A 20,437-nucleotide genomic window follows, 5' to 3' on the forward strand; every position below is an offset into this window, starting at 1 on the left:
AAGGACAAAATAAATGACCAAGGTAATCGTCGTCAATGGACCGAATCTCGGGCGTCTGGGAGTACGCGAACCCGATGTATACGGCCATCAGGACCTCAAAACTTTGCGCAAGGATTGCGCCGAGTGGGGCAAAGCGTTGGGCCTCGAAGTCGAGGTGCGCCAGTCCGACGACGAAGCCGAGGTCATCGGCTGGATGCACCGGGCCGTCGACGAGCAGACTCCGGTGGTGATGAACCCCGCCGCATTCACCCATTACAGTTATGGACTTTCGGACGCTGCCAAAATGGTCACTGATGCCGGTCTGCCATTGATGGAGGTTCATATCTCCAACCCCTCAGCCCGCGATTCTTTCCGTAAATATAGCGTGATTAGTCCAGTCGCCACCGGCACCATCACCGGTATGGGCTTCTATGGCTACAAGCTCGCCCTCGACGCAGTTGCCCATCTGTTGGCACAATAAGGTTCAGTAAAAATTACAAAATAATAAAGAAAAACGGGAAGCGGAATCTGTTTTTCCGATCCTGCCTACGAACACGCCGAGTCAATAGCGAATGATAGGCTGAAGTTCCATGGCAAGAGAAAATAATGATAATTCCCATGGACATGTCACCAAGCATATTTTCGTCACCGGTGGCGTTGTTTCTTCCCTTGGTAAGGGCCTGACAGCATCCTCTCTCGGTCGTCTTCTTCGCAGCCGTGGTCTCCGCGTATTGCAGCAAAAGCTCGATCCCTACATCAACGTCGATCCGGGCACTATGAACCCGTTCCAGCATGGTGAGGTCTACGTCACCGAAGACGGCGCCGAAACCGATCTGGACATCGGCCATTACGAGCGCTTCCTCGACGTCTTCCTCTCCCAGAAAGCGAACGTCACCACTGGCCAGATTTATCAGTCCGTACTCGAGAAGGAACGTGCCGGCAAGTACTTGGGCCAGTGCGTCCAGGTCATTCCGCATATCACCAACGAGATCAAGAGCCGTATGCGCGCCCAGGCCGCGGACGACGTCGACGTGATCATCACCGAAATCGGTGGTACCGTCGGCGACATCGAATCCCAGCCGTTCCTCGAGGCCGCGCGCGAGGTCAAGCGCGAGCTCGGCCCGCATAACTGCATGTTTGTCCACGTTTCGCTGGTGCCGTACTTGCCGGCAGCACACGAGCTCAAGACCAAGCCGACCCAGCATTCCGTGATGACCCTGCGTCAGCTCGGCATCACCCCCGACGCGCTCGTGCTGCGCAGCGATCGCCCGCTCAACCAGGGCATCAAGGACAAGATCTCCCTGATGTGCGACGTCGACGAAGAGGGTGTGGTCAACTGCGTGGATGCCCCGAGCATCTACGACGTGCCGAAGATCCTGCACAACGAAGGCCTCGACTCCTACGTGGTCCGTTACCTTGAGATGTCGGCCCACGACGTCGATTGGGCCGAGTGGGATGATTTGCTGGAGCGCGTGCACCATCCGAAGGAAGAAGTCAACATCGCTATCGTCGGCAAGTACATCGATTTGCCAGATGCCTACCTTTCCGTTATCGAGGCTGTAAAGGCTGGCGGCTTTGGCAACTATGCCAAGGCGAACGTCAAGCTCGTGGCAGCCGATCTTTGCGAGAGCGAGGCCGGTGCCGACGCCGAGCTGCGCGATATGGACGGCATCATCGTTCCCGGTGGTTTCGGCATCCGCGGCATTGAAGGCAAAATCGGCGCGCTGCGCTACGCCCGCGAGCATAAGCTGCCAGCGCTTGGCCTGTGCCTTGGTTTGCAGTGCATGGTCATCGAGTACGCACGCGACGTGCTGGAGCTCGAGGACGCGGATTCCTCCGAGTTCGAACCCGGCTGCAAGAACCCCGTTATCGCCACGATGGAGGAGCAGAAAGACATCCTTGCCAATTCCGATATGGGCCACACTATGCGCCTCGGTTCTTATCCGGCCGTACTCAAGGAAGGCTCGTTGGTCGAAAAGCTCTACGGTACCACCAATGTCACTGAGCGCCATCGTCACCGTTACGAGGTCAACGTCGCCTACAAGGATCGCCTGCGTGAAGGCGGCCTTGATATTTCCGGTGAAAGCCCCGACGGCGAGCTTACCGAGTTCGTCGAATTGCCGCAGGACGTACACCCGTTCTACATCGGCACGCAGGCTCATCCTGAGTTCAAATCCCGCCCGACCAAGCCGCATCCGCTCTTCCAAGGGCTGGTGAAGGCCGCGCTCGACCATCAGGAAGCCCGTAAGAGCCAGCCTGAAGAGGACTGAGTCTAAATCATTTGGCAGTGTTATCGGTGCCGTCTCACCATCATTTGGTGATATTAGTCATCAAGCTTGCCAATAAGTGAACGCAAGAAGACCCCGCTTCGGTGGGGTTTTCTGCTATATGTGGGAAAAGGAAACTGAGGAAAATACAGACAAAAACATGTAATTGTACAAAGCGATGCAATATGGACAGACTTGTGAATTAAATCACTTTCATTGTCAGCGTTGTTTTATGCACAACTCTAGTAATAAAACCTCGATTCTGTTAGGTTTATATTGAGTGTAGTCAATGATAGGAGGCAGCGTACGGTGGCAGAAAAACCAACACCAAACGCCGCGTCTGATACGGAGATGAGCCAGTATGTGGCTGATCGCGAACGTGTCAACGAGGATAAGATCAAAAAGGATGACGAGATCATCCAGGAATTCGGTGAGTACAACTATGGCTGGCACGATTCCGACGCAGCCGGTGAAGCCGCGAAGAAGGGCATTGACGAGAATGTCGTTCGTGCTATTTCCGCCGACAAGGGCGAACCGCAGTGGATGCTCGACATGAGGCTTAAGGGCTATCGCGCATTCGTGGAGAAGCCGATGCCCAAGTGGGGCGTTGACCTTTCCGAATTCCATGCCGAAGATTTCAAGTATTACGTCAAGCCGATCGACAAGCCGGCCAAGAGCTGGGAAGACCTGCCCACGGATATCCGTACGACCTACGACAAGCTGGGCATTCCCGACGCCGAAAAGAAGCGTCTGGTCTCCGGCGTTGCCGCGCAGTACGAGTCCGAGGTCATCTACAACTCCATCCAGGACGACCTGAAGAAGGAAGGCGTGATTTTCACTGATACGGACACCGCGTTGCGCGAGTACCCGGATCTGGTCAAGAAATACTTTGCCACCGTCATTCCGTACGATGACAATAAGTTTGCGGCGCTCAACACGGCGGCCTGGTCCGGCGGCTCGTTCGTCTACGTTCCCAAGGGCGTTCACGTCGACATTCCGCTGCAGGCCTATTTCCGCATCAACACGCCGAACATGGGCCAGTTCGAACGGACACTGATCATCGCCGAGGAAGGTTCCTACGTCCACTACGTCGAAGGCTGCACGGCCCCGATCTATGCCACGGACTCGCTGCACGCCGCCAATGTCGAAATCATCGTCGGCAAGAACGCCCGCGTGCGCTATACGACCGTGCAGAACTGGTCGAACAACGTCTACAACCTCGTCACCCAGCGCGCCTACGTCAAAGAGGGCGGCACCATGGAGTGGGTCGACGGCAACATCGGCTCCAAGGCGAGCATGAAATACCCATCCTGCATTCTGGCCGAACCGTACGCCAAGGCTTCCACCATGTCGCTGAGCTTCGCAGGTAAGGGGCAGTACCAGGATACCGGCGCCAAGATGATTCATCTGGCACCGCACACCAGCTCCACCATTGTTGCCAAGTCGATTTCGCGCGGCGGTGGACGTTGCGCCTACCGCGGACTGGTCAAGGTGATCGATGGGGCCAAGGGCTCGAGCTCTTCGGTGGTCTGCGACACGCTGTTGGTCGACGATTATTCGCGTTCCGACACCTATCCGCACGTCGACATCCGCGAGGACGACGTGACGATGGCGCACGAAGCGACCGTCTCTAAGGTTTCCGAGGATCAGCTCTTCTACCTGATGAGCCGCGGACTCGAGGAGAAGGAAGCCATGGGCATGATTGTGCGTGGCTTCGTCGAGCCAATCAGCCGCGAGCTTCCGATGGAATACGCGTTGGAGCTCAACAGACTGGTCGAGTTGCAAATGGAAGGATCGGTGGGCTGATCGATGGCCGAACAAGAAGTAAACATTCCAGTAGCGGATCCTAATGATCCCTACGCAATGCCGGCAGCCATGCCGTCTAGCGCTGACAACGAGCCGCGCTCGTTTGAGGTGGACGATTTCAAGATGCCGACGCGCAAGCAAGAGGACTGGCGTTATACGCCGCTTGAGCGTATCGAGGAATTCTTCAACGTCTTCACCCACAGCGGCGAGACCAAGGTGAGCGTCACCAACATGGACGGCTCGTCGATTGACGGTACCAAGGTGACCGAATCGGTCGTCGACCGTAGTGAAGCGCCATCTGGAACTGTGATGAAGCCCAACGACCGCGTTTCGGCCGTCGAATGGAACGCTGGCAGCAAAACTGTCGTGGTCTCCATTTCCGGTGAGCTTGACCAGCCCGTATTGGTTGATGTCGAAGGACAAGGCACTGATCTTGACTCTCTGCATCTCGTACTCAAGGTCGCCGATCGCACGCACGGCGATATCGTTGTGACGCATCATGGCTTGGCCCGTCTTGCCGAAGGTGTCGAAATCATCACCGGCAAGGATTCTCACGTCTCCACGACCTTCGTGCAGGAATGGGATAAAGGCTCCAAGCATGTGGGCAACCAGCGTATCCATGTCGGAGACAACGCTTCGCTGCGTCACGCCGTGGTCACTCTCGGCGGCGACATCGTGCGTCTGCGTATGGATCAGGAGTTCGGGGGTCCACAAGGTAATCTCAACATGCTCGGCATCTACTTCGCTGAGGCCGGACAGCACCTTGAACACCGCACAATGGTGGTCCATAACTACGCGGACTGCAAGTCCCGCGTGGTCTACAAGGGTGCGCTTGATGGCAAGGACGCACACTCGACCTGGGTGGGCAACGCGCTCATCCAGCCGCAGGCACCGAACACCGACTCCTACGAGCTCAACCGCAACCTGGTGCTGACTCCAGGGCCGATCGCCGATTCCGAGCCGAATCTCGAGATCGAGAACGGCAACATCATCGGTGCCGGCCACGCCAGCTCTGTCGGCCATTTCGACGACGAGGAGCTCTTCTATCTGCAGTCGCGAGGCATCACGGAATCCGAGGCCCGCAAGCTCGTGGTCCGTGGTTTCTTCGCCGACCTGATCGAACAAATCGGCGTGCCCAGCATCGCCGAACACCTTATGAATGTCATAGACCGTAGGCTCGCGCGCGGCGAAAGCGCCGATATGCAAGCGGTATTGGAGGATAAGTAAATGTCTACATTGGAAATCAAGGATCTCTACGCATCGGTGGAGACCAAGGAAGGCCGCAAGCAGATTCTCAAGGGCGCGACCTTGACCGTCAACTCCGGCGAGACGCACGCCATCATGGGCCCCAACGGCTCCGGTAAGTCGACGCTGGCCTACACGCTGGCCGGCCACCCGAAGTACTTCGTCGATTCTGGCGAGGCGCTGCTCGACGGCAAGGATCTGCTGAAGATGACTGCTGACGAACGTGCGAAGGCCGGTCTGTTCCTCGCCATGCAGTACCCAGTCGAAGTACCGGGCGTTTCGATGACCAACTTCCTGCGTACAGCCAAAACCGAAGTCGACGGCAAAGCTCCGGCCATCCGCACCTGGACCAAGGAACTGCAGGACGCCATGAAGAATCTTCGCATGGATAAGAAGTTCGCTTCCCGCTCGGTCAACGAAGGGTTCTCCGGTGGTGAGAAGAAGCGCGCCGAAGTGCTGCAGCTGGAGCTCTTGAAGCCGAAGTTCGCCATCATGGACGAGACCGACTCCGGCCTCGACGTCGACGCGCTGCGCATCGTCTCCGAAGGCGTCAACCGCGCCAAGGAGAACACGGGCCTCGGCATCATGCTCATCACCCACTACACGCGAATCCTCAAGTACATCAAGCCCGATATCGTGCATGTGTTTGCTGGCGGACGGTTTGTCAAGACTGGCGGGCCCGAACTGGCGGATGAACTCGAAGAGACTGGGTATGATCAGTATCTGCCGGAAGGGGCGTCTGAATCGGCTATGGCCTGATTCTCTCTGATTAACCGCTTTAGGTGTTGCTAAGATTTTGTTTAGCTTGCTTTTAGCGGTTGGTCGCTGATCCGGGGAAATATACAATGTCCGACACGCTCCGGGCCGCTCAGGCCAAGTTTTTACAGTCTGACATCGCATATTTCCCCGAATCAGCTTATGCAGCGTCAGCCGATTCGCTGTGAGGGTAGGGCTTTGGAAGATTTCGATACATCGAGTATCGAAATCTGCAAGCTGCGCTTGAAACGATATTCGGATTGAGTTAGAACTTGATAAGAGTGTTAGCTTGAAAGATAGAAGGCAGTATGGTCGACTTTTTGAAGATTAGGGATCAGTTTCCTATTTTGGATCAGCGGATTCATGGACATCCGCTGGTGTACTTTGATTCGGCGGCGACTGCGCAGAAGCCGCAGTGCGTGATTGATGCGGAGTCGGAGTTTTATGAGACCATCAATGCAGGGGTGCATCGTGGGGCGCATGAGCTTGCTGCGCGTAGTACTGTTGCGTTTGAAGAAGCGCGTGCCAAGGTTGCCAAGCTGGTAGGTGCCAATGCTGAAGAGGGGCAGGAAGAGATTGTCGTTACCGCTGGCGCTACGGCTGGACTGAATCTCTTGGCCACTGCCTTTGGCAATGCCTCACTGGGACGTGGTGGGGATGCGGCCAAGCGTTTTGCTTTGAAGCCGGGAGACGAGATTGTCGTTTCCAAGGCCGAGCATCATTCCGTTTTACTGCCGTTCCAGGAACTGGCTTATCGTACTGGTGCCACGCTGAAGTGGTTTGACCTTACCGATGATGGGCGTATCCGTTCCGATACCGCCGATGAAGTCATTACCGATCGGACCAAGATCGTTGCCATCACCCATATCAGCAACGTAACCGGGGCCATCACCGATATCGAGCCCATCGTCAAGCGGGCGCACGAAGTCGGTGCCATTTTTATTCTCGATGCCTGCCAGTCTGTGCCGCATCTCAAACTTAACTTCCACAAGATGGATGTCGATTTCGCGGCTTGGAGCGCTCATAAGATGTACGGACCGACCGGTGTCGGATTTCTCTATGGCAAACGTGAGCTGCTGGAAGCCTTGCCGCCGGCCAGTTTCGGTGGGTCGATGGTCGAGCTCGCTTGGATGGACAAGCCTGCCGAATATATGGAGCCGCCGGCCCGTTTCGAAGCAGGAACCCAGCCCGTCGCACAGGTCGTTGCCGCAGGCGTGGCTGCCGATTGGATGCGCAAAATCGGCATGGAGAACGTCGAAGCCCATGAAAAGGCAATTACCGACGAGCTCCTGAAATTAAACGATGTCCCCGGTTTCCGCGTGCTTGGGCCGGTGGAGAACAAGGACCGTATCGGCACGGTATCGTTCGACGTCGAAGGCGTACATCCTCACGATGTCGGTCAGTTCTTTGATGCCCAGGGTATCGCGGTACGTGTCGGCCATCATTGCGCTCAGCCCGTCCACCGTCATTTCGGTCTGTTCGCCTCCAGCCGCGCTTCGACCGGCGTGTACAATACCGTCGAGGAAGCCAAGCAAATAGTCGAAACGGCCGGCAAGGTTCGTTCGTTCTTTGAGGTGTGAGCAATGAGTGATTTTGGTGTGAGTGGTGACGATCTCGAGCAGATGTATCAGGAGGTCATTCTTGACGCGTCGAAGCATCCGCATGGCAAGGAACATTTCGCTGCGGATGTGACGAAAGAGCCGAACAGCGCGAGCGAAACCGGCGAGACGACTGTGCGTGCCAGCCACGAATACTGCACGCCAGGGGAGTCGCACCAGTTCAATCCGACTTGCGGCGATCAGGTGACTGTTCATGTCGAGGTTTCCGAATCCGAGCCTCATAAGATCGAGCGCTTGGTCTGGGACGGTAGCGGCTGTTCCATCTCCACTGCCAGTCTGTCGATGATGGTCGATCTGGTTGACGGCAAGACGGTCGAAGAGGCCATGCAGCTTGAGGGCGTGTTCCAGAAGCTCATGAAGTCTCGTGGAGCCGGCCTTGATAATGATGCCGACGAAGAGGCGTTGGGCGATGCCGTCGTGTTTCAAGGCGTCTCGAAATATCCGATGCGTATCAAATGCGCGCTGCTCGGCTGGGCAGGTCTCAAGGACTCGCTTGCCAAGGCATTGGCGGCGGATAAGTAGAGAATCGCCTCGGTTGACACCATCATCGCATTCGATAAATAAACGGTGAATGTCCGAAACCAAGGCATACTGCATAGGTATTGATACTTTGATAATCCGATAGGTAACTTGATTATGCTATCCGCTTGTGCTGATGCATTGAATACATGAGATAATGATTTGTAGTTTATTACAGCAGGAGGCAACATGCCCAGCAACGACAATCTCGTACCGACACCTCAATCCTCGATTCTTGATTCTGCGGCCAAGGCGCTCGGCAGCGAAGAGAAGGCCGAAGCGGCCGTCGCCAATCCGCATGCGGTGGGTTCGCTCGATAAGTTCGATAAGCAAGATGAGAAGGCCTCTGCGAAGGCCGATGCTTCCGATGAACCGGCTGGCAATACCGTCAAGGACGAAGAGACTGGCATCCCGCTGACCTCGTTCAACGACATCGGCAAGGCCACGGCCGCGGATGTGCGTGAGGCGCTGCATCAGGTCATCGATCCCGAGCTAGGCATCGATGTCATCGACCTTGGTCTGGTCTATGGCATCGAAATCGATGAGAAGGGGCGTGCCATCATTACGATGACATTGACCACGCCGGCCTGCCCGCTTACTGATCTTCTTGAGGACGAATGTGCCTCCACGTTGGCCGGTTTGGTCGAAGAATTTCGTATTGACTGGACGTGGCAGCCGCGTTGGACACTTGACATGATCCGCCCGGAAGGCCGTGAACAGCTGGAAGCCATCGGCTTCAACTTCGACAATATGCCGAAGTACTGATGAATGCCATACAAGTTCGTGCTGTTTTATTTAGGTGACTAAGAGCGGTAACTTTCATCGGGATATAGGTAATATCACCATTACCATGATTTATTGACGGCCGTTTTCTTATATATTGTTTTGATTGTGCAAGAAAACGGCCGTTGAGTCTTCCTCAGTGGCCGGTTTCTTGCATATTTTGATTATCATGCTAAAGACCGCCCACTGATGCTGTTGTAATGGTCCTTTTCTTGCATATCTAATCGTGTATGTCAGAAACCGGACATTATGCTGGGCTTAGAACCATGGTTAGAATGGTCAATCTTTGATAATTGTGCGTTTCGGCACAATGGTGATGCCGTCTTTGACCGTGAATCCGCGGGCGCGGTCGTGCTCTTGATCGATGCCCACGGTCGCGTTCTCCTCCAAAATGACGCTTTTATCGAGGATGGCCTTGCAGACTCGCGCGCGACGGCCGACAATGACCCCGTCGAAGAGGATGGAATCGACGACCTGCGACCATGAATTGATACGGACATTCGGCGAAAGCACCGAATGCTGCACGTCACCGCCCGAGACGATGACACCTGGGGCGATGATGGACTCGGTGGCCCGCCCGATCCGGTTGGTCTCTGAACGCACGAACTTGGCGGGCGGCAGATTGCCGGAAAGAGTGTAGATAGGCCAATCCTGATTGTAGAGATTGAACGGGGGATTGTACTCGATCAAATCCATGTGGGCTTCGTAAAATTGCTTGATGGTGCCCACATCACGCCAATAGGCTCGGTCGTAGTCGGTGGCTCCAGGAATCTCGTTCTCACTGAAATCATAGACTCCAGCCTCGTGCCGTTGGGAGAAGAAGGGTGCAATGTCACCGCCCATGTCATGCTTGGTATCCTCGGCTTTTTCATCGTGTGCCAGCGCGTCGAAAAGCGCGTCGGTGGTGGCGATGTAATTGCCCATCGAAGCCAGAATCTGGTCTGGATGGCCGGGCATGCCTTCCGTGGCCTCGGGCTTCTCTTTGAAGCCGCGGATCATGTGCGGATGGTCAGGGTCAACGTCGATGACACCGAATTGACGGGAGGCTCCGATTGGCTGGCGAATACCGGCAACGGTGAACTCGGCTCCCGATTCGATATGCTGTTTCAACATCTGCCCAAAATCCATGCGATAGACGTGGTCGGCGCCGACGATGACCACATAATCGGGTTGCTCGTCTTCGATGATGTTAATCGTTTGGTAGACCGCATCCGCAGAGCCCAAATACCAATGTTTACCGAGCCTCTGCTGCGCCGGAACAGGAGAAACATAGGCGTCGAGCAGCGGCGAAAAACGCCAGACCTTTGAGATATGGCGATCCAATGAATGTGATTTGTATTGCGTTAATACGACGATTTGCGTATAACCGGAATTGACCAGGTTGCTCAACGGAAAATCAATAAGACGGTAGACGCCGCCGAACGGAACCGCAGGCTTGGCGCGGTCACGCGTCAACGGCATAAGGCGTGTACCTTCTCCGCCTGCCAATACGATAGCCAGTATTTTAGGACTCTTTGCCATTCCTTACCCCCTGATTACCGTTTTCTGTCGGGCATTTGCGATTTTAGACCCAGCACAGATAAAAGTTCAATCGTTTTCACGTCGCTTCCAAAGCCGTGAGGCGCTCATCTTTGTACACGACCTTTTTCTACCAATTACTGTATCGGATTGAGCCGACGCGAAACGCCCGAGAAGCCCCCAAACGTCTAATTACGTCTCGGACTGGTCGCGTAAAAGGCGACGGCGCTGGAAGCGGCCACATTGAGACTGTCTACGCCGTTGCTCATCGGAATTTTGACGGTGAGATCGGTGTTGGCGATGGTGCGGTGTGAAAGCCCATCGCCTTCCGTACCGAAAACGAGGGCGAGTTTATCGATATGGTCAAACTCGGTCTCGGCATTGTTGAGTCGTCTGGTCAGTTCGTCAAGGCTGATGGAATCATCGGTCAGTGCCATGGCGACGGTGGTGAAGCCGAGGTTGTGCAGTTCCTCGAGTCCACGCACCGGCCAGTATTTCCGGTCTTCTTCCTTGGTGTGTTTTTCGGATTCGATATCCTCGCCTTGTTGTGAGAGGGTCTCCTCATCGATACGCGTCCACGGAACCTGAAAAACAGTCCCCATCGAAACGCGGGCAGCTCGGCGGTACAGCGGATCGCCGCAAGAAGGTGTGACCAATACGGCATCGACGTCCAATGCAGCCGCCGAACGCATCAGCGCGCCGACGTTGGTATGATCGACAATATTCTCCATCACTGCAATCCTCCGAGCATCCTTGCACAGCTCCCTGACGGTTGGCAGTTTCCAGCGTCTCATCGCGGCCAAGGCCCCGCGATGAAGGCGATAGCCGGTCAGTTTTTTCAATTGTGCCGGCGAGGCCACGTAAACCGGGACGTCCTTGCCCCAGCGTTTGTCGATGCGATCGAACATATCCTGCATTCCGGCAAGCCAAGGTTCCTCGACCAGCAGCGAAACCGGTTCGCGTCCTGCTGCCAACGCCCGGTCGATGACTTTGGGGGATTCCGCGATGAAAATACCCTTTTCAGGTTCGAGCCGGTTGCGCAGCTGCGCTTCGGTTAGGCTTACGTAAGCGGCCACCCGTTCGTCGTTAACCGACTCGATATTGATGATCCGCATGTCTTGTATCTCCTGTCCATTTCCTGCTATCCGACCCTACCAGCAAGCCTGTTGCCCGATGCAAAAGGACATGAGTGTGCACGTAGGGAGGAGCATACAACTTATTGACTGACTGTTTCCGGTTTCGCAAGTTTCTGGATTGCCACGATAAGCGAACTGCAACAAACCAAACCACAGAGGGCCCACAGGGGAACCAACGGCATGAAGTAGCGGTATTGCATCCCGGGTATGCCAACGTACCCTTTCGGTGTATATTGCAGCCAAAGAGCCAGATAGGTCAGTAAAAGTATGCCTATCGAAATCAGATAAGCAAGGAGCCAGAATGTTTTTTGCGCTGCTGACAAGCGGTGAACACATAGGGCAGCCAATACAACGACAAGCAATATGGCCAACAGTGCCCAGAAAACGCGTATGCGTTTGGTATCGGTGACGAAATCGAAATTCGCCTGACTGTGGATGATCGAATAGGCGATGCTTTTTATCGCTTGAACCATCACAGAGGGCTTCGTCATCAAATCGTGTTTTCGCTCGAGCATGTCGTGATAAGGAAGCAACCCAGGAGTTGTCGAGTACCAGTCGTTCAGCTTCATCCAAACAGCCAGCCATATAAACGAGCAGCCGGTACCTACGATTGGAATCCAAGTACGTGCCGACAGATGATGAGATTTGTTGGTTTCGTTTTCCGTGTTTTCATCGGAATCGGCCTCGAGTGCTTCCGATGGGATCGTGGATGTCGCAAGCGCCGACTGAAGCCAGGGTATGAGCAGCAGCAATAGTGTGAGGGGCGTATAGACGAATTTGCCCATCGAAAGTAATACGCCAACGACTGAAAGGCCGACTAGATATTTCGTGGATGTTTTTCGCACTGACGCACGATAAAGCATGCAGGTGAACAGCGCGGCGACGGCTTGGATATATGGATCCGCTGAAATCGCGAAGGGATGGACATTGACAATCGGCAAAATCAAGCCGATGATGATACGCCATTTCGGCAGGAACCAGATAGCAAGGCCGACGCACAGCGCATTGGCTACGAGTGTGAGTATTTCAGCCAAATAAAATGTGATGTTCGCGCTCAAGCCGAACGCCCGGCCCAAAAGGAATCCGGCAAGTTGGGGAAGATAAGTGACTGCGCTATTGATGGCTGTGTTGTTGAAGGGCACGTCCGCGCCTTGGGAATCCTTGACGGTGATGGTATTGGCAATGACCACTGCCGGATCCCAATTGTCATAATGCTCAAGAGAATAGTTGATCCATTCCCAATCTGCTTTGCCGCCAACGTTGTCGTTACCGTGATGGAAAGCGCTCTGAGCTTCTACATGATGGGTGTGGCTTCCATTGATGACGGCCGAGATACGGTAGGTATGCGACCAGACGTCGTAGGTGTGCCCTGGGGGGATATGCGCGATGGAAGTGCCGCCCACGATAAGGGTGAGGATGATCGTGACGACGGGCATGAATCGGCGGATGACTTTCAATAAAGATTTGTGGGAAGCCATGGCGCCTTTCCTGCTGTCCTCGTGACTTTGCCGGTATTGAAGGTCTAAAGTCGGGTCGTTTCGCTTTTCATTGGTAACTACGCTTTATAGTATATGGTCATTGTCGTCACTGACAAAGCGAAGGCATCGAGCTCTTGAAAATGCCGTGCCCTTTTTGTGCCTTTCGCTGCCAAAATGCTGCCAATCGTGCCGTCTAAAAGTGGCCAGATACACTGAAACCCCTTGATTTCCAAGGGGTTTCTAGTTTTCAGTTTTCGTGCCCAGGACGGGAGTTGAACCCGTACTCCTGTAAAATTATAGGAACTAGCACCTCAAGCTAGCGCGTCTACCATTCCGCCACCTGGGCAGGTGTCGTTCAAGCAACAGATAGAACTATACACCATTCCGACGTCGTTTGGCAGGTCGGTGTGTCGAAAACGTTCGGCAATGCAAGGGTGCAACACAATGTAGAATGATGCTGTTGTTGTTGGGAATGGAGAGTTGAGGTCGAGATGGCGAAGACGCAGCGGATGCACAAAAGCGGAAAGCAACGTGTTACTCGCGTTCTTCTTGTCATTGTGCTTGTGGCCGCGTTGGTTGTTGTTTTGGGTGTGGCTCTGTTCAATCCCGTCTACTCCTATTACCGCAAAGGCATGGGGCAGTGTGTACAATGGGGAAATTCATATGAGCTTGCGTCGGCGCATTTAGACGAAGTCATTGCGCAGAATGACGCGTTGACCAAATTGGCGGCTACAAACAGCGAATCCCAGACGCAAACCATATCGGACCATACTCTCCAAACGGCGAAAAGAACTTTGAAAACCGCGCGAGGCCAGCTTCATCAAATTAGAGCCGAGGAAGCCGTCAATCCGGTCATGGCGTGCACAACCGCACAGTTGACGCCGAAACTCAATGCCGAGACCAAGCGTGAACGTGAATGGACGGCTACGTTGCAACGGCAGATTGCTGCACTGAACAGAGCATTTAAACCGATGCACGTTTTGCGAGACACCGACGCTGAAGCTTCCAAGGTCGCGCAGGACGAGCTGAAAGCCATTTCCGCTGGAGTGACAGGTTTTGCCAAGTCCGAGAAAGACAGTATCGATGACGTCACGTTGACAAGACTCAGCAAAGCGGTCGATCAGGCGAACTCGGATGTGACGAAAGCCGCTCCGTATTCGGTTTGCAAACGGGACCAAGAAAAGCTTTATGAGGCCGCGGATAAAGCCGTGGCCGTACACAGCAAAGCCCGAGACGTCGACTGCAATGTTCAGCGGTGTGTGGCGCTCACGTTTGATGACGGGCCTGACCCGACATTGACTCCGCAACTACTGCTATATCTCAAATCCGGGAATGCGAAGGCGACGTTTTTCCAGATGGGCCAGAAGGTGCAGGCCGATGGCGGGGCGCTCGCACGTGAGGTCTCACAAGCAGGCTTCCCTGTGGAAAGCCATACATGGAGTCACGAGGATCTGCCGGCAATCATGAAGAACCATCACGAGCGGCAGCAGATCGGTGATACCGGCAAAGTCATCGGTTCGGCGACCGGGTTCCCGGTTAGTTTTGTGCGCCCGCCACATGGAGTCGTCGACGAGGAAAGTCGCAAGTATATCGGCGAGCAGACAGGTGCCGCTGTGGCTGTTTATGGCGTGGATTCTTACGATTGGTCCCATGGTGCCACGTCGTCCTCTTTGACACGCAAGATTATGTCGCAGGTCGAGCCAGGAGCCATCGTTTTGATGCATGATATCCATTCCCACACCGTTGAGGCTGTGCCTAAAATCATTGAAGAACTTGGCAAGAAAGGGTACCGTTTCGTCACTATTCCTGAGTTGACCGGCGAATATCCGCGGGCTGGCGCCGTTTACTATTCGCGTGACGATATTCTTCATATGTAAGTGCGTTCGTCCGTGGTTCCGGTAGCCTTGAACTATGACAAGTCCACTTTTTATATTCGACGCCGAGCACGACGATGTGCCGGTCAATCGTGACGAGCTGCATGCTGGGTGGACGATAACCCTGCCGCCCGCCATCAAACGGCACGCGATAGGTGCCATGCGCCTGCAGAACGGTGACAGACTTCAGCTTTCCGATGGGAAAGGGCTGCGTATCGACGCGGAAGTCGCCGATACGCAGAACGGGCTGGTCAAAGTATCGGAATTCACGACGGAAGAGCAGCCGATTACCAGGCTTGCGCTGGTGCAAGCGCTCGCGAAAACCGGGCACGATGAGCAAGCTATTGATATGGCTACGCAGATTGGCGTGGATGAGGTCGTGCCGTGGCAGGCCAATCGTTCGATTTCCAAGTGGAAGGCCGGGCGAACCGACCGTAAATGGGATCAGACGCTTGTCGCGGCTACCGAACAATCACGTCGCACTTGGAAACCAACGCTTGACGACTGCGTCTCCAGCAAGCAGGTGGTGGCGATATGCCGTCGTGCTTGCGTCCACCACGAATTGGTGATTGTGTTGCACCAGGATGCGACTTCGACTTGGGAAGGCATCGAGCAGAAGGTCGCCGCGCTTGAGCAGCGTTGTTTGGACGACGGTAAGCCTCGCAGAATTTACGTTGTGGTTGGGCCGGAAGGCGGCATCAGCGATGACGAAGTGGAACAATTTACGGATGCCGGGGCTGAGTCCTGTGTACTCGGGAGCAATATCATGCGTGCTTCGACTGCCGGCCCGGTGGCGCTCTCGCTTTTGGCTCGTTCGCTGGGACGATTCGCTTGAGTTTGTGGCTGTATCGGCCAGCTTAATTATCCGTGCGGGCTAATAGCATGGGGGAGTAGGGCGCAACCGCGTCCCCAAAGCTTTTAGCAAGGAGCATATATGGCCGACGATTGCCTGTTCTGCAAGATCATTGCGGGCGAGATTCCGAGCACCAAGGTGTACGAAGATGACACCACCTACGCGTTCAAAGACATCAACCCCAAGGCGAAGGTGCACGTGCTGATCGTGCCGAAGAAGCACTGCGCCAACGTGGCCGAACTGGCCAAGTCCGATCCTGCCGAGCTCGCCCATATCGTCGAGATTGCCCAGTCGATTGCCGATAAGGAATTTCACGGCGCCTATCGTCTCATCTTCAACACCGGCGAGGATGCCGGCCAGTCGGTCTTCCACGTGCATGCGCATGTGCTGACCGGCGAGACGATGGAAGAGTAGGAGAGCGGTGGCCAGCGCAAAACGAGTCATCACCATTCCCACTGAACTCGATCCAGTGGCAGTGCTGGGTTCGGGCGACAAGGTGCTTGCCGAGGTGCAGCATGCATTCCCTGATGTCAACGTGTTCGTGAGGGGCAATCGCATCGAGATCTCCGCTTACAACAAGCGTGATGATATCGAGGCCGACAAGGTCTTCGACGTACTCAACAACATCATCGACGCGGCCTACAAAGCTCCGGCCGATGCGATGAACGTGCGGCGGATGCTCGAAGCCCGACAGGTCGGCAAGAAGGCTGGGCTGATGGGTGACGGCGGTCGTGGGCACGGATATGCGCAACATTCGTATATGCGAGGGTTCGCTGGTGCCGGCATAAGGCAGCGCTCGCAAGCTCGTTCATTCCAGGATGATGATCAGTTTGCCGATGAGCACAAACGTTCTTCCTTCAACCGTCATGTTCCGGGTGTCATCGCGTTCGCCAACGGCGAGCCTGTTCGTGCAAAAACCGCTGGTCAGGTCTTCTATGTTCGCGCCATTGATGCCAATACGATTACCTTTGCCATCGGTCCCGCAGGAACCGGAAAGACCTACCTCGCCGTTGCCAAAGCGGTCCGGGCGTTTGAAGACGGCAGAGTAAGTCGTATCATTCTTACGCGTCCAGCCGTCGAAGCTGGCGAAAGCCTTGGCTATCTGCCAGGCACGTTGAACGATAAGGTTGATCCGTATCTGCGACCGCTCTACGACGCGCTTTCCGATATGCTGGGTGCCGGTCAGATGCACCGTTATATGACCGACGGCACCATCGAGGTCGCGCCGCTCGCCTACATGCGCGGCCGCACGCTCAACGATGCGTTCGTCATCCTCGACGAAGCACAGAACACCACCGAGCAACAGATGAAGATGTTTTTGACACGTCTCGGTTTCAACACCAAGATGGTTATCACCGGCGACGTCACCCAGATCGATCTGGCCGTACCACATTCCGGGCTTAAGTCCATCGAATCGATTCTTGGCGGTATCGACGGCATCAGTTTCGCCCACCTCGGTGCCAAAGATGTGGTGCGTCACGAGTTGGTCGGCAAGATCGTAGAGGCCTACGATGCGCATTCTGCCGAGGAAGCCGGGCATAAACCAAACGGAAAGGAACGCCGTTGAGCGTCGAAGTCACCAATGAGACGGTCTGGCAGATCGACCCGAAACTCTTCTCCGACCTGGGTTTGTGGGTGATGGAACGCATGCAGGTGAGCACGCAGTCCGACCTGACCATCCTTTTTGTCGACCCTGATCCGATTGCCCAGTTGCACATGCGTTGGATGCAGCTCGAAGGACCGACCGACGTGATGAGTTTCCCGATGGATGAGTTGCGTCCGGGCGAAGACGGCAAGATCATGGAAGGCGTTTTGGGCGATATCGTCATCTGCCCGTGGGTAGCCGCGCAACAGGCCGCGGCGGCCGGTCATTCCACGATGGACGAGATGATGCTTTTGGCTATTCACGGTATCTTGCATCTTCTGGGCTATGATCACGTCGACCCCGAGCAGGAACGGCAGATGTTTGGCTTGCAACGGCAGCTTTTGCTCACGTTTTTCGCCATCCGCGACGAGCCGGTTCCACAGGCCGTGCTGCCGGCAGATTCTACCGATTTGCTGGCCCAATGGGATGCAAGCCATGCTTCCGGGCGTAACGATGACAAACCGTCAAATGGTGATAAGAACTAGGAAAGTACGCAGAATATGGATACTCTGACCATCGCTACCGTGGTTGTGCTCGTCATTGTGGCAGCACTACTTGTGTGGCTGTCGATGATGATGGCATCGAGCGAATCCGCCGTCTCGCGCGTCACCAAGGCCAGCCTCAACAACCGGATTATCGAGATTCAGACCGATGATGAAGACCTTGGTAAATTCGTGCAGGCCAAGCAGATTCGCAAAGTTCACAAGGTACAGCGGCTTATCGTCGATCGTTACGCCACGGCCGGCTCCTGTGCGTTCTTCCGCATTTTCTGCAACGTCTTTGACGGGGTTTTGGTAGCGATTATCGTTATGCTGTTTTCCCAGCCGGTTTGGGTCGCTTTGGTTACGGGGGTAATTTTTGCGCTGATCGTCGCGGTGGTATCGGTTCTTCTCCGTCCACGTTCCGCAGGTGCTTCTAAGCCGCTCGACGTGATGATGCGATTTTCCGGTACCATCTCATTGGCCGTCGTCTTGACGCCTTTTGCCAAGGCCGGAGAAGGTAAGGAACAGCGTAGACGCGACAAGGAAGACGAGCTTTCCGACGACGAGGAACTGGAAAAAATCCAGCGCGAACAGGGACGTGCGACCATCGACAGGTTGGTCGAAACCGATGATTTTGACCCGGAAGTAGCGGAAATGCTGCGTAACGTGCTGATGCTTTCCGACACATTGACCCGCGAGATCATGGTGCCGCGCACCGATATGATTTGTGTCGAATCCGATTCCACGCTTGAGCATTTCCTACAGCTGTGCTCGCGTTCCGGTTTCTCGCGTATCCCGATTATTGGTGACGACGTCGATGATCTGGTCGGCATGGCCTATTTGAAGGATGCCGTACGTGCCACTGCATTCAACCCCGAGGCCCGTAAACGCGAGGTCAAGTCCATCTGCCGTCAACCGATGCTGGTTCCCGAATCCAAACCGGTCGATGATTTGTTCCACGAGATGCAACGCACTCGGCAGCATGTCGCCGTGGTGGTAGACGAATACGGCGGTATCGCCGGACTGGTTACCATCGAGGACGCCATCGAGCAGATTGTCGGTGAGTTGGAAGACGAGCACGACCGTATCCAGCATACCGAGCCCAAGAAGATTGGCGATCACAAGTGGCAGATGCCCGCCCGTACACCGATTGCAGACCTTGAAGAGTTATTCGAAGTCGACATCGACGAGGATGATGTGGACACCGTCTATGGCCTCTTGACAAAGCTGCTCGGTCGGGTCCCGATCGTCGGCATGAGCGCGGTGACACGAGGCCTGCGCCTGACCGCTGTCGATTCCGCCGGTCGCCGCAAGAAGGTCTCCACCATCGTGGTCGAACCTGCGACGCTTGATATGGCTGAAAAACAGGACGAAGATGACGATAATGAAATCAAACGAGACATGAAACAAGACGTAAAGGAAAACGAAAAACATGACTGAGCGCAAGAATAACGAAGAACAGTCTGACAATAAGGAACCATACCGTTCCGGCTTTGTGGCCGTGGTCGGCCGTCCGAACGTCGGAAAGTCGACGCTGATTAATTCACTCATCGGCACGCAGGTCGCCATCGCTTCCTCACGTCCGGAGACCACTCGTAAGGCCATCCGTGGCATCCTGACCACCGATAATGCCCAGCTGGTGCTGGTCGATACTCCGGGTATCCATCGCCCGCGTACCCTGCTTGGCCAGCGCTTGAATGACGTCGTGGACGAGTCGCTGAGCGATGTTGACGAGATTGCATTCCTGCTACCCGCCGATCAGGAGATCGGGCCGGGGGACAAGCGCATCCTGAGCCGTTTGCGCAGCGAGTTCGCTCGTAAAGACGAGAAGACCGGCAAGTTTGTCTGGAAGGTGCCACTGATCGCCATCGTCACCAAGATCGATGAGCTCAACCGCCAGGAATTGATGGCGAAGCTCATGGAAATCAACCAGTTCGCAGACTTTACCGATCTGGTGCCGGTCAGCGCTCTGGAACATGACAATGTGGCCGAGGTCAAACGTGTGCTTATCGACAACATGCCCGAAGGCCCGCAGATGTACCCAGATGACCAGATCACTGAAGAAAAGCCGGAGGACACTATCGCCGAGCTGGTGCGCGGTGCGTTCCTCGAGGAGCTGGATGATGAGCTTCCGCATTCGTTGGCCGTGGTCGTGGATTCCATCGATCGCCCCGGCGAATCCGACAACCCCGAGACCGAAGACGGTAAGGCGCACGTCATGGTCTCCATCTACGTCGAACGAGACTCCCAAAAGCCCATCATCATCGGTCACCGAGCCGAACATCTGGTGCAAGTCAAGAAGCGCCTGCGCACCGCCGTGAACCGCATCGTAGGCCAGAAGTCCAAACTTGACCTCCACGTCAAGGTCGCCAAAGGCTGGCAGTCCGACCCCAAGCAGTTGGAGCGGTTGGGGTTCTGAAAGTTCTGCCAAAACAACGTCACTGACATTCGTAAGTAAAATCATAAAAGAACTTGAT

General features: G+C 55.2%; 18 protein-coding genes and 1 tRNA gene. 15 read left to right on the forward strand and 4 right to left on the reverse strand.

Annotation, left to right across the window (positions count from 1 at the left end; all coding sequences use genetic code 11):
- Positions 1–13 precede the first annotated feature (13 nt).
- The 8 genes from OZX70_RS04035 to OZX70_RS04070 all read left to right on the forward strand — a co-directional run bounded on the left by OZX70_RS04035 (position 14) and on the right by OZX70_RS04070 (position 8,956).
- On the forward strand, positions 14–460 hold the full coding sequence (locus OZX70_RS04035; protein WP_277181948.1) for a type II 3-dehydroquinate dehydratase: 447 nt from the start codon (positions 14–16) through the stop codon (positions 458–460).
- A gap of 109 nt (positions 461–569) precedes the next feature.
- Positions 570–2,249, forward strand: coding sequence for a CTP synthase (locus tag OZX70_RS04040; RefSeq protein ID WP_277181949.1), 1,680 nt, complete (start codon positions 570–572; stop codon positions 2,247–2,249).
- A gap of 348 nt (positions 2,250–2,597) precedes the next feature.
- Positions 2,598–4,052, forward strand: coding sequence for a Fe-S cluster assembly protein SufB (sufB, locus tag OZX70_RS04045; RefSeq protein ID WP_277182098.1), 1,455 nt, complete (start codon positions 2,598–2,600; stop codon positions 4,050–4,052).
- A gap of 3 nt (positions 4,053–4,055) precedes the next feature.
- Entirely contained in the window at positions 4,056–5,279 is a 1,224-nt protein-coding gene (gene sufD / locus OZX70_RS04050) for a Fe-S cluster assembly protein SufD (protein WP_277181950.1), read from the forward strand.
- Positions 5,280–6,056 (forward strand): Fe-S cluster assembly ATPase SufC, encoded by a 777-nt coding sequence (gene sufC / locus OZX70_RS04055; protein ID WP_277181951.1) that lies wholly within the window; start codon positions 5,280–5,282, stop codon positions 6,054–6,056.
- Positions 6,057–6,361: 305 nt separating this feature from the next.
- The gene (locus OZX70_RS04060; protein ID WP_277181952.1) at positions 6,362–7,633 is read left to right on the forward strand and encodes a SufS family cysteine desulfurase; all 1,272 of its coding nucleotides are present in this window, start codon (positions 6,362–6,364) and stop codon (positions 7,631–7,633) included.
- Between the two features lie 3 nt (positions 7,634–7,636).
- Positions 7,637–8,194, forward strand: coding sequence for a Fe-S cluster assembly sulfur transfer protein SufU (sufU, locus tag OZX70_RS04065; RefSeq protein ID WP_277181953.1), 558 nt, complete (start codon positions 7,637–7,639; stop codon positions 8,192–8,194).
- 186 nt (positions 8,195–8,380) lie between these two features.
- Positions 8,381–8,956 (forward strand): metal-sulfur cluster assembly factor, encoded by a 576-nt coding sequence (locus OZX70_RS04070; protein WP_277181954.1) that lies wholly within the window; start codon positions 8,381–8,383, stop codon positions 8,954–8,956.
- Between the two features lie 297 nt (positions 8,957–9,253).
- On the opposite strand, the gene glgC is transcribed toward OZX70_RS04070, so the two are convergent.
- From glgC to OZX70_RS04090, 4 genes are all read right to left on the reverse strand, one after another.
- Entirely contained in the window at positions 9,254–10,495 is a 1,242-nt protein-coding gene (gene glgC / locus OZX70_RS04075; protein WP_277181955.1) for a glucose-1-phosphate adenylyltransferase, read from the reverse strand.
- A 185-nt stretch (positions 10,496–10,680) separates the two neighbouring features.
- Positions 10,681–11,607, reverse strand: a complete 927-nt coding sequence (locus OZX70_RS04080) for an RNA methyltransferase (RefSeq protein WP_277181956.1) — start codon at positions 11,605–11,607, stop codon at positions 10,681–10,683.
- Positions 11,608–11,708: 101 nt separating this feature from the next.
- Entirely contained in the window at positions 11,709–13,106 is a 1,398-nt protein-coding gene (locus OZX70_RS04085; protein ID WP_348519437.1) for a DUF2142 domain-containing protein, read from the reverse strand.
- Between the two features lie 257 nt (positions 13,107–13,363).
- A tRNA-Leu gene (locus OZX70_RS04090) sits at positions 13,364–13,452 on the reverse strand.
- Between the two features lie 145 nt (positions 13,453–13,597).
- Between OZX70_RS04090 and OZX70_RS04095 the strand changes: the two genes are divergently transcribed.
- The 7 genes from OZX70_RS04095 (at position 13,598) to era (ending at position 20,379) form a co-directional block, all read left to right on the forward strand.
- On the forward strand, positions 13,598–14,983 hold the full coding sequence (locus OZX70_RS04095; RefSeq protein ID WP_277181957.1) for a polysaccharide deacetylase family protein: 1,386 nt from the start codon (positions 13,598–13,600) through the stop codon (positions 14,981–14,983).
- A gap of 34 nt (positions 14,984–15,017) precedes the next feature.
- On the forward strand, positions 15,018–15,815 hold the full coding sequence (locus OZX70_RS04100; protein WP_277181958.1) for a 16S rRNA (uracil(1498)-N(3))-methyltransferase: 798 nt from the start codon (positions 15,018–15,020) through the stop codon (positions 15,813–15,815).
- A 99-nt stretch (positions 15,816–15,914) separates the two neighbouring features.
- Positions 15,915–16,247, forward strand: a complete 333-nt coding sequence (locus tag OZX70_RS04105) for a histidine triad nucleotide-binding protein (RefSeq protein WP_277159163.1) — start codon at positions 15,915–15,917, stop codon at positions 16,245–16,247.
- Between the two features lie 7 nt (positions 16,248–16,254).
- Positions 16,255–17,400, forward strand: coding sequence for a PhoH family protein (locus OZX70_RS04110; protein ID WP_277181959.1), 1,146 nt, complete (start codon positions 16,255–16,257; stop codon positions 17,398–17,400).
- Complete coding sequence (gene ybeY / locus OZX70_RS04115) at positions 17,397–17,963, forward strand: rRNA maturation RNase YbeY (protein ID WP_277181960.1); 567 nt, start codon at positions 17,397–17,399, stop codon at positions 17,961–17,963. Before OZX70_RS04110 ends, ybeY begins: the two co-directional genes overlap by 4 nt.
- Before the next feature lie 15 nt (positions 17,964–17,978).
- Positions 17,979–19,400 (forward strand): hemolysin family protein, encoded by a 1,422-nt coding sequence (locus OZX70_RS04120; RefSeq protein ID WP_277181961.1) that lies wholly within the window; start codon positions 17,979–17,981, stop codon positions 19,398–19,400.
- Positions 19,393–20,379 (forward strand): GTPase Era, encoded by a 987-nt coding sequence (gene era / locus OZX70_RS04125; protein WP_277181962.1) that lies wholly within the window; start codon positions 19,393–19,395, stop codon positions 20,377–20,379. The genes OZX70_RS04120 and era overlap by 8 nt, the downstream gene beginning before the upstream one ends.
- Positions 20,380–20,437: the final 58 nt, after the last annotated feature.

This window comes from Bifidobacterium sp. ESL0732, from assembly GCF_029395535.1.
Classification (GTDB): Bacteria; Actinomycetota; Actinomycetes; order Actinomycetales; family Bifidobacteriaceae; genus Bifidobacterium.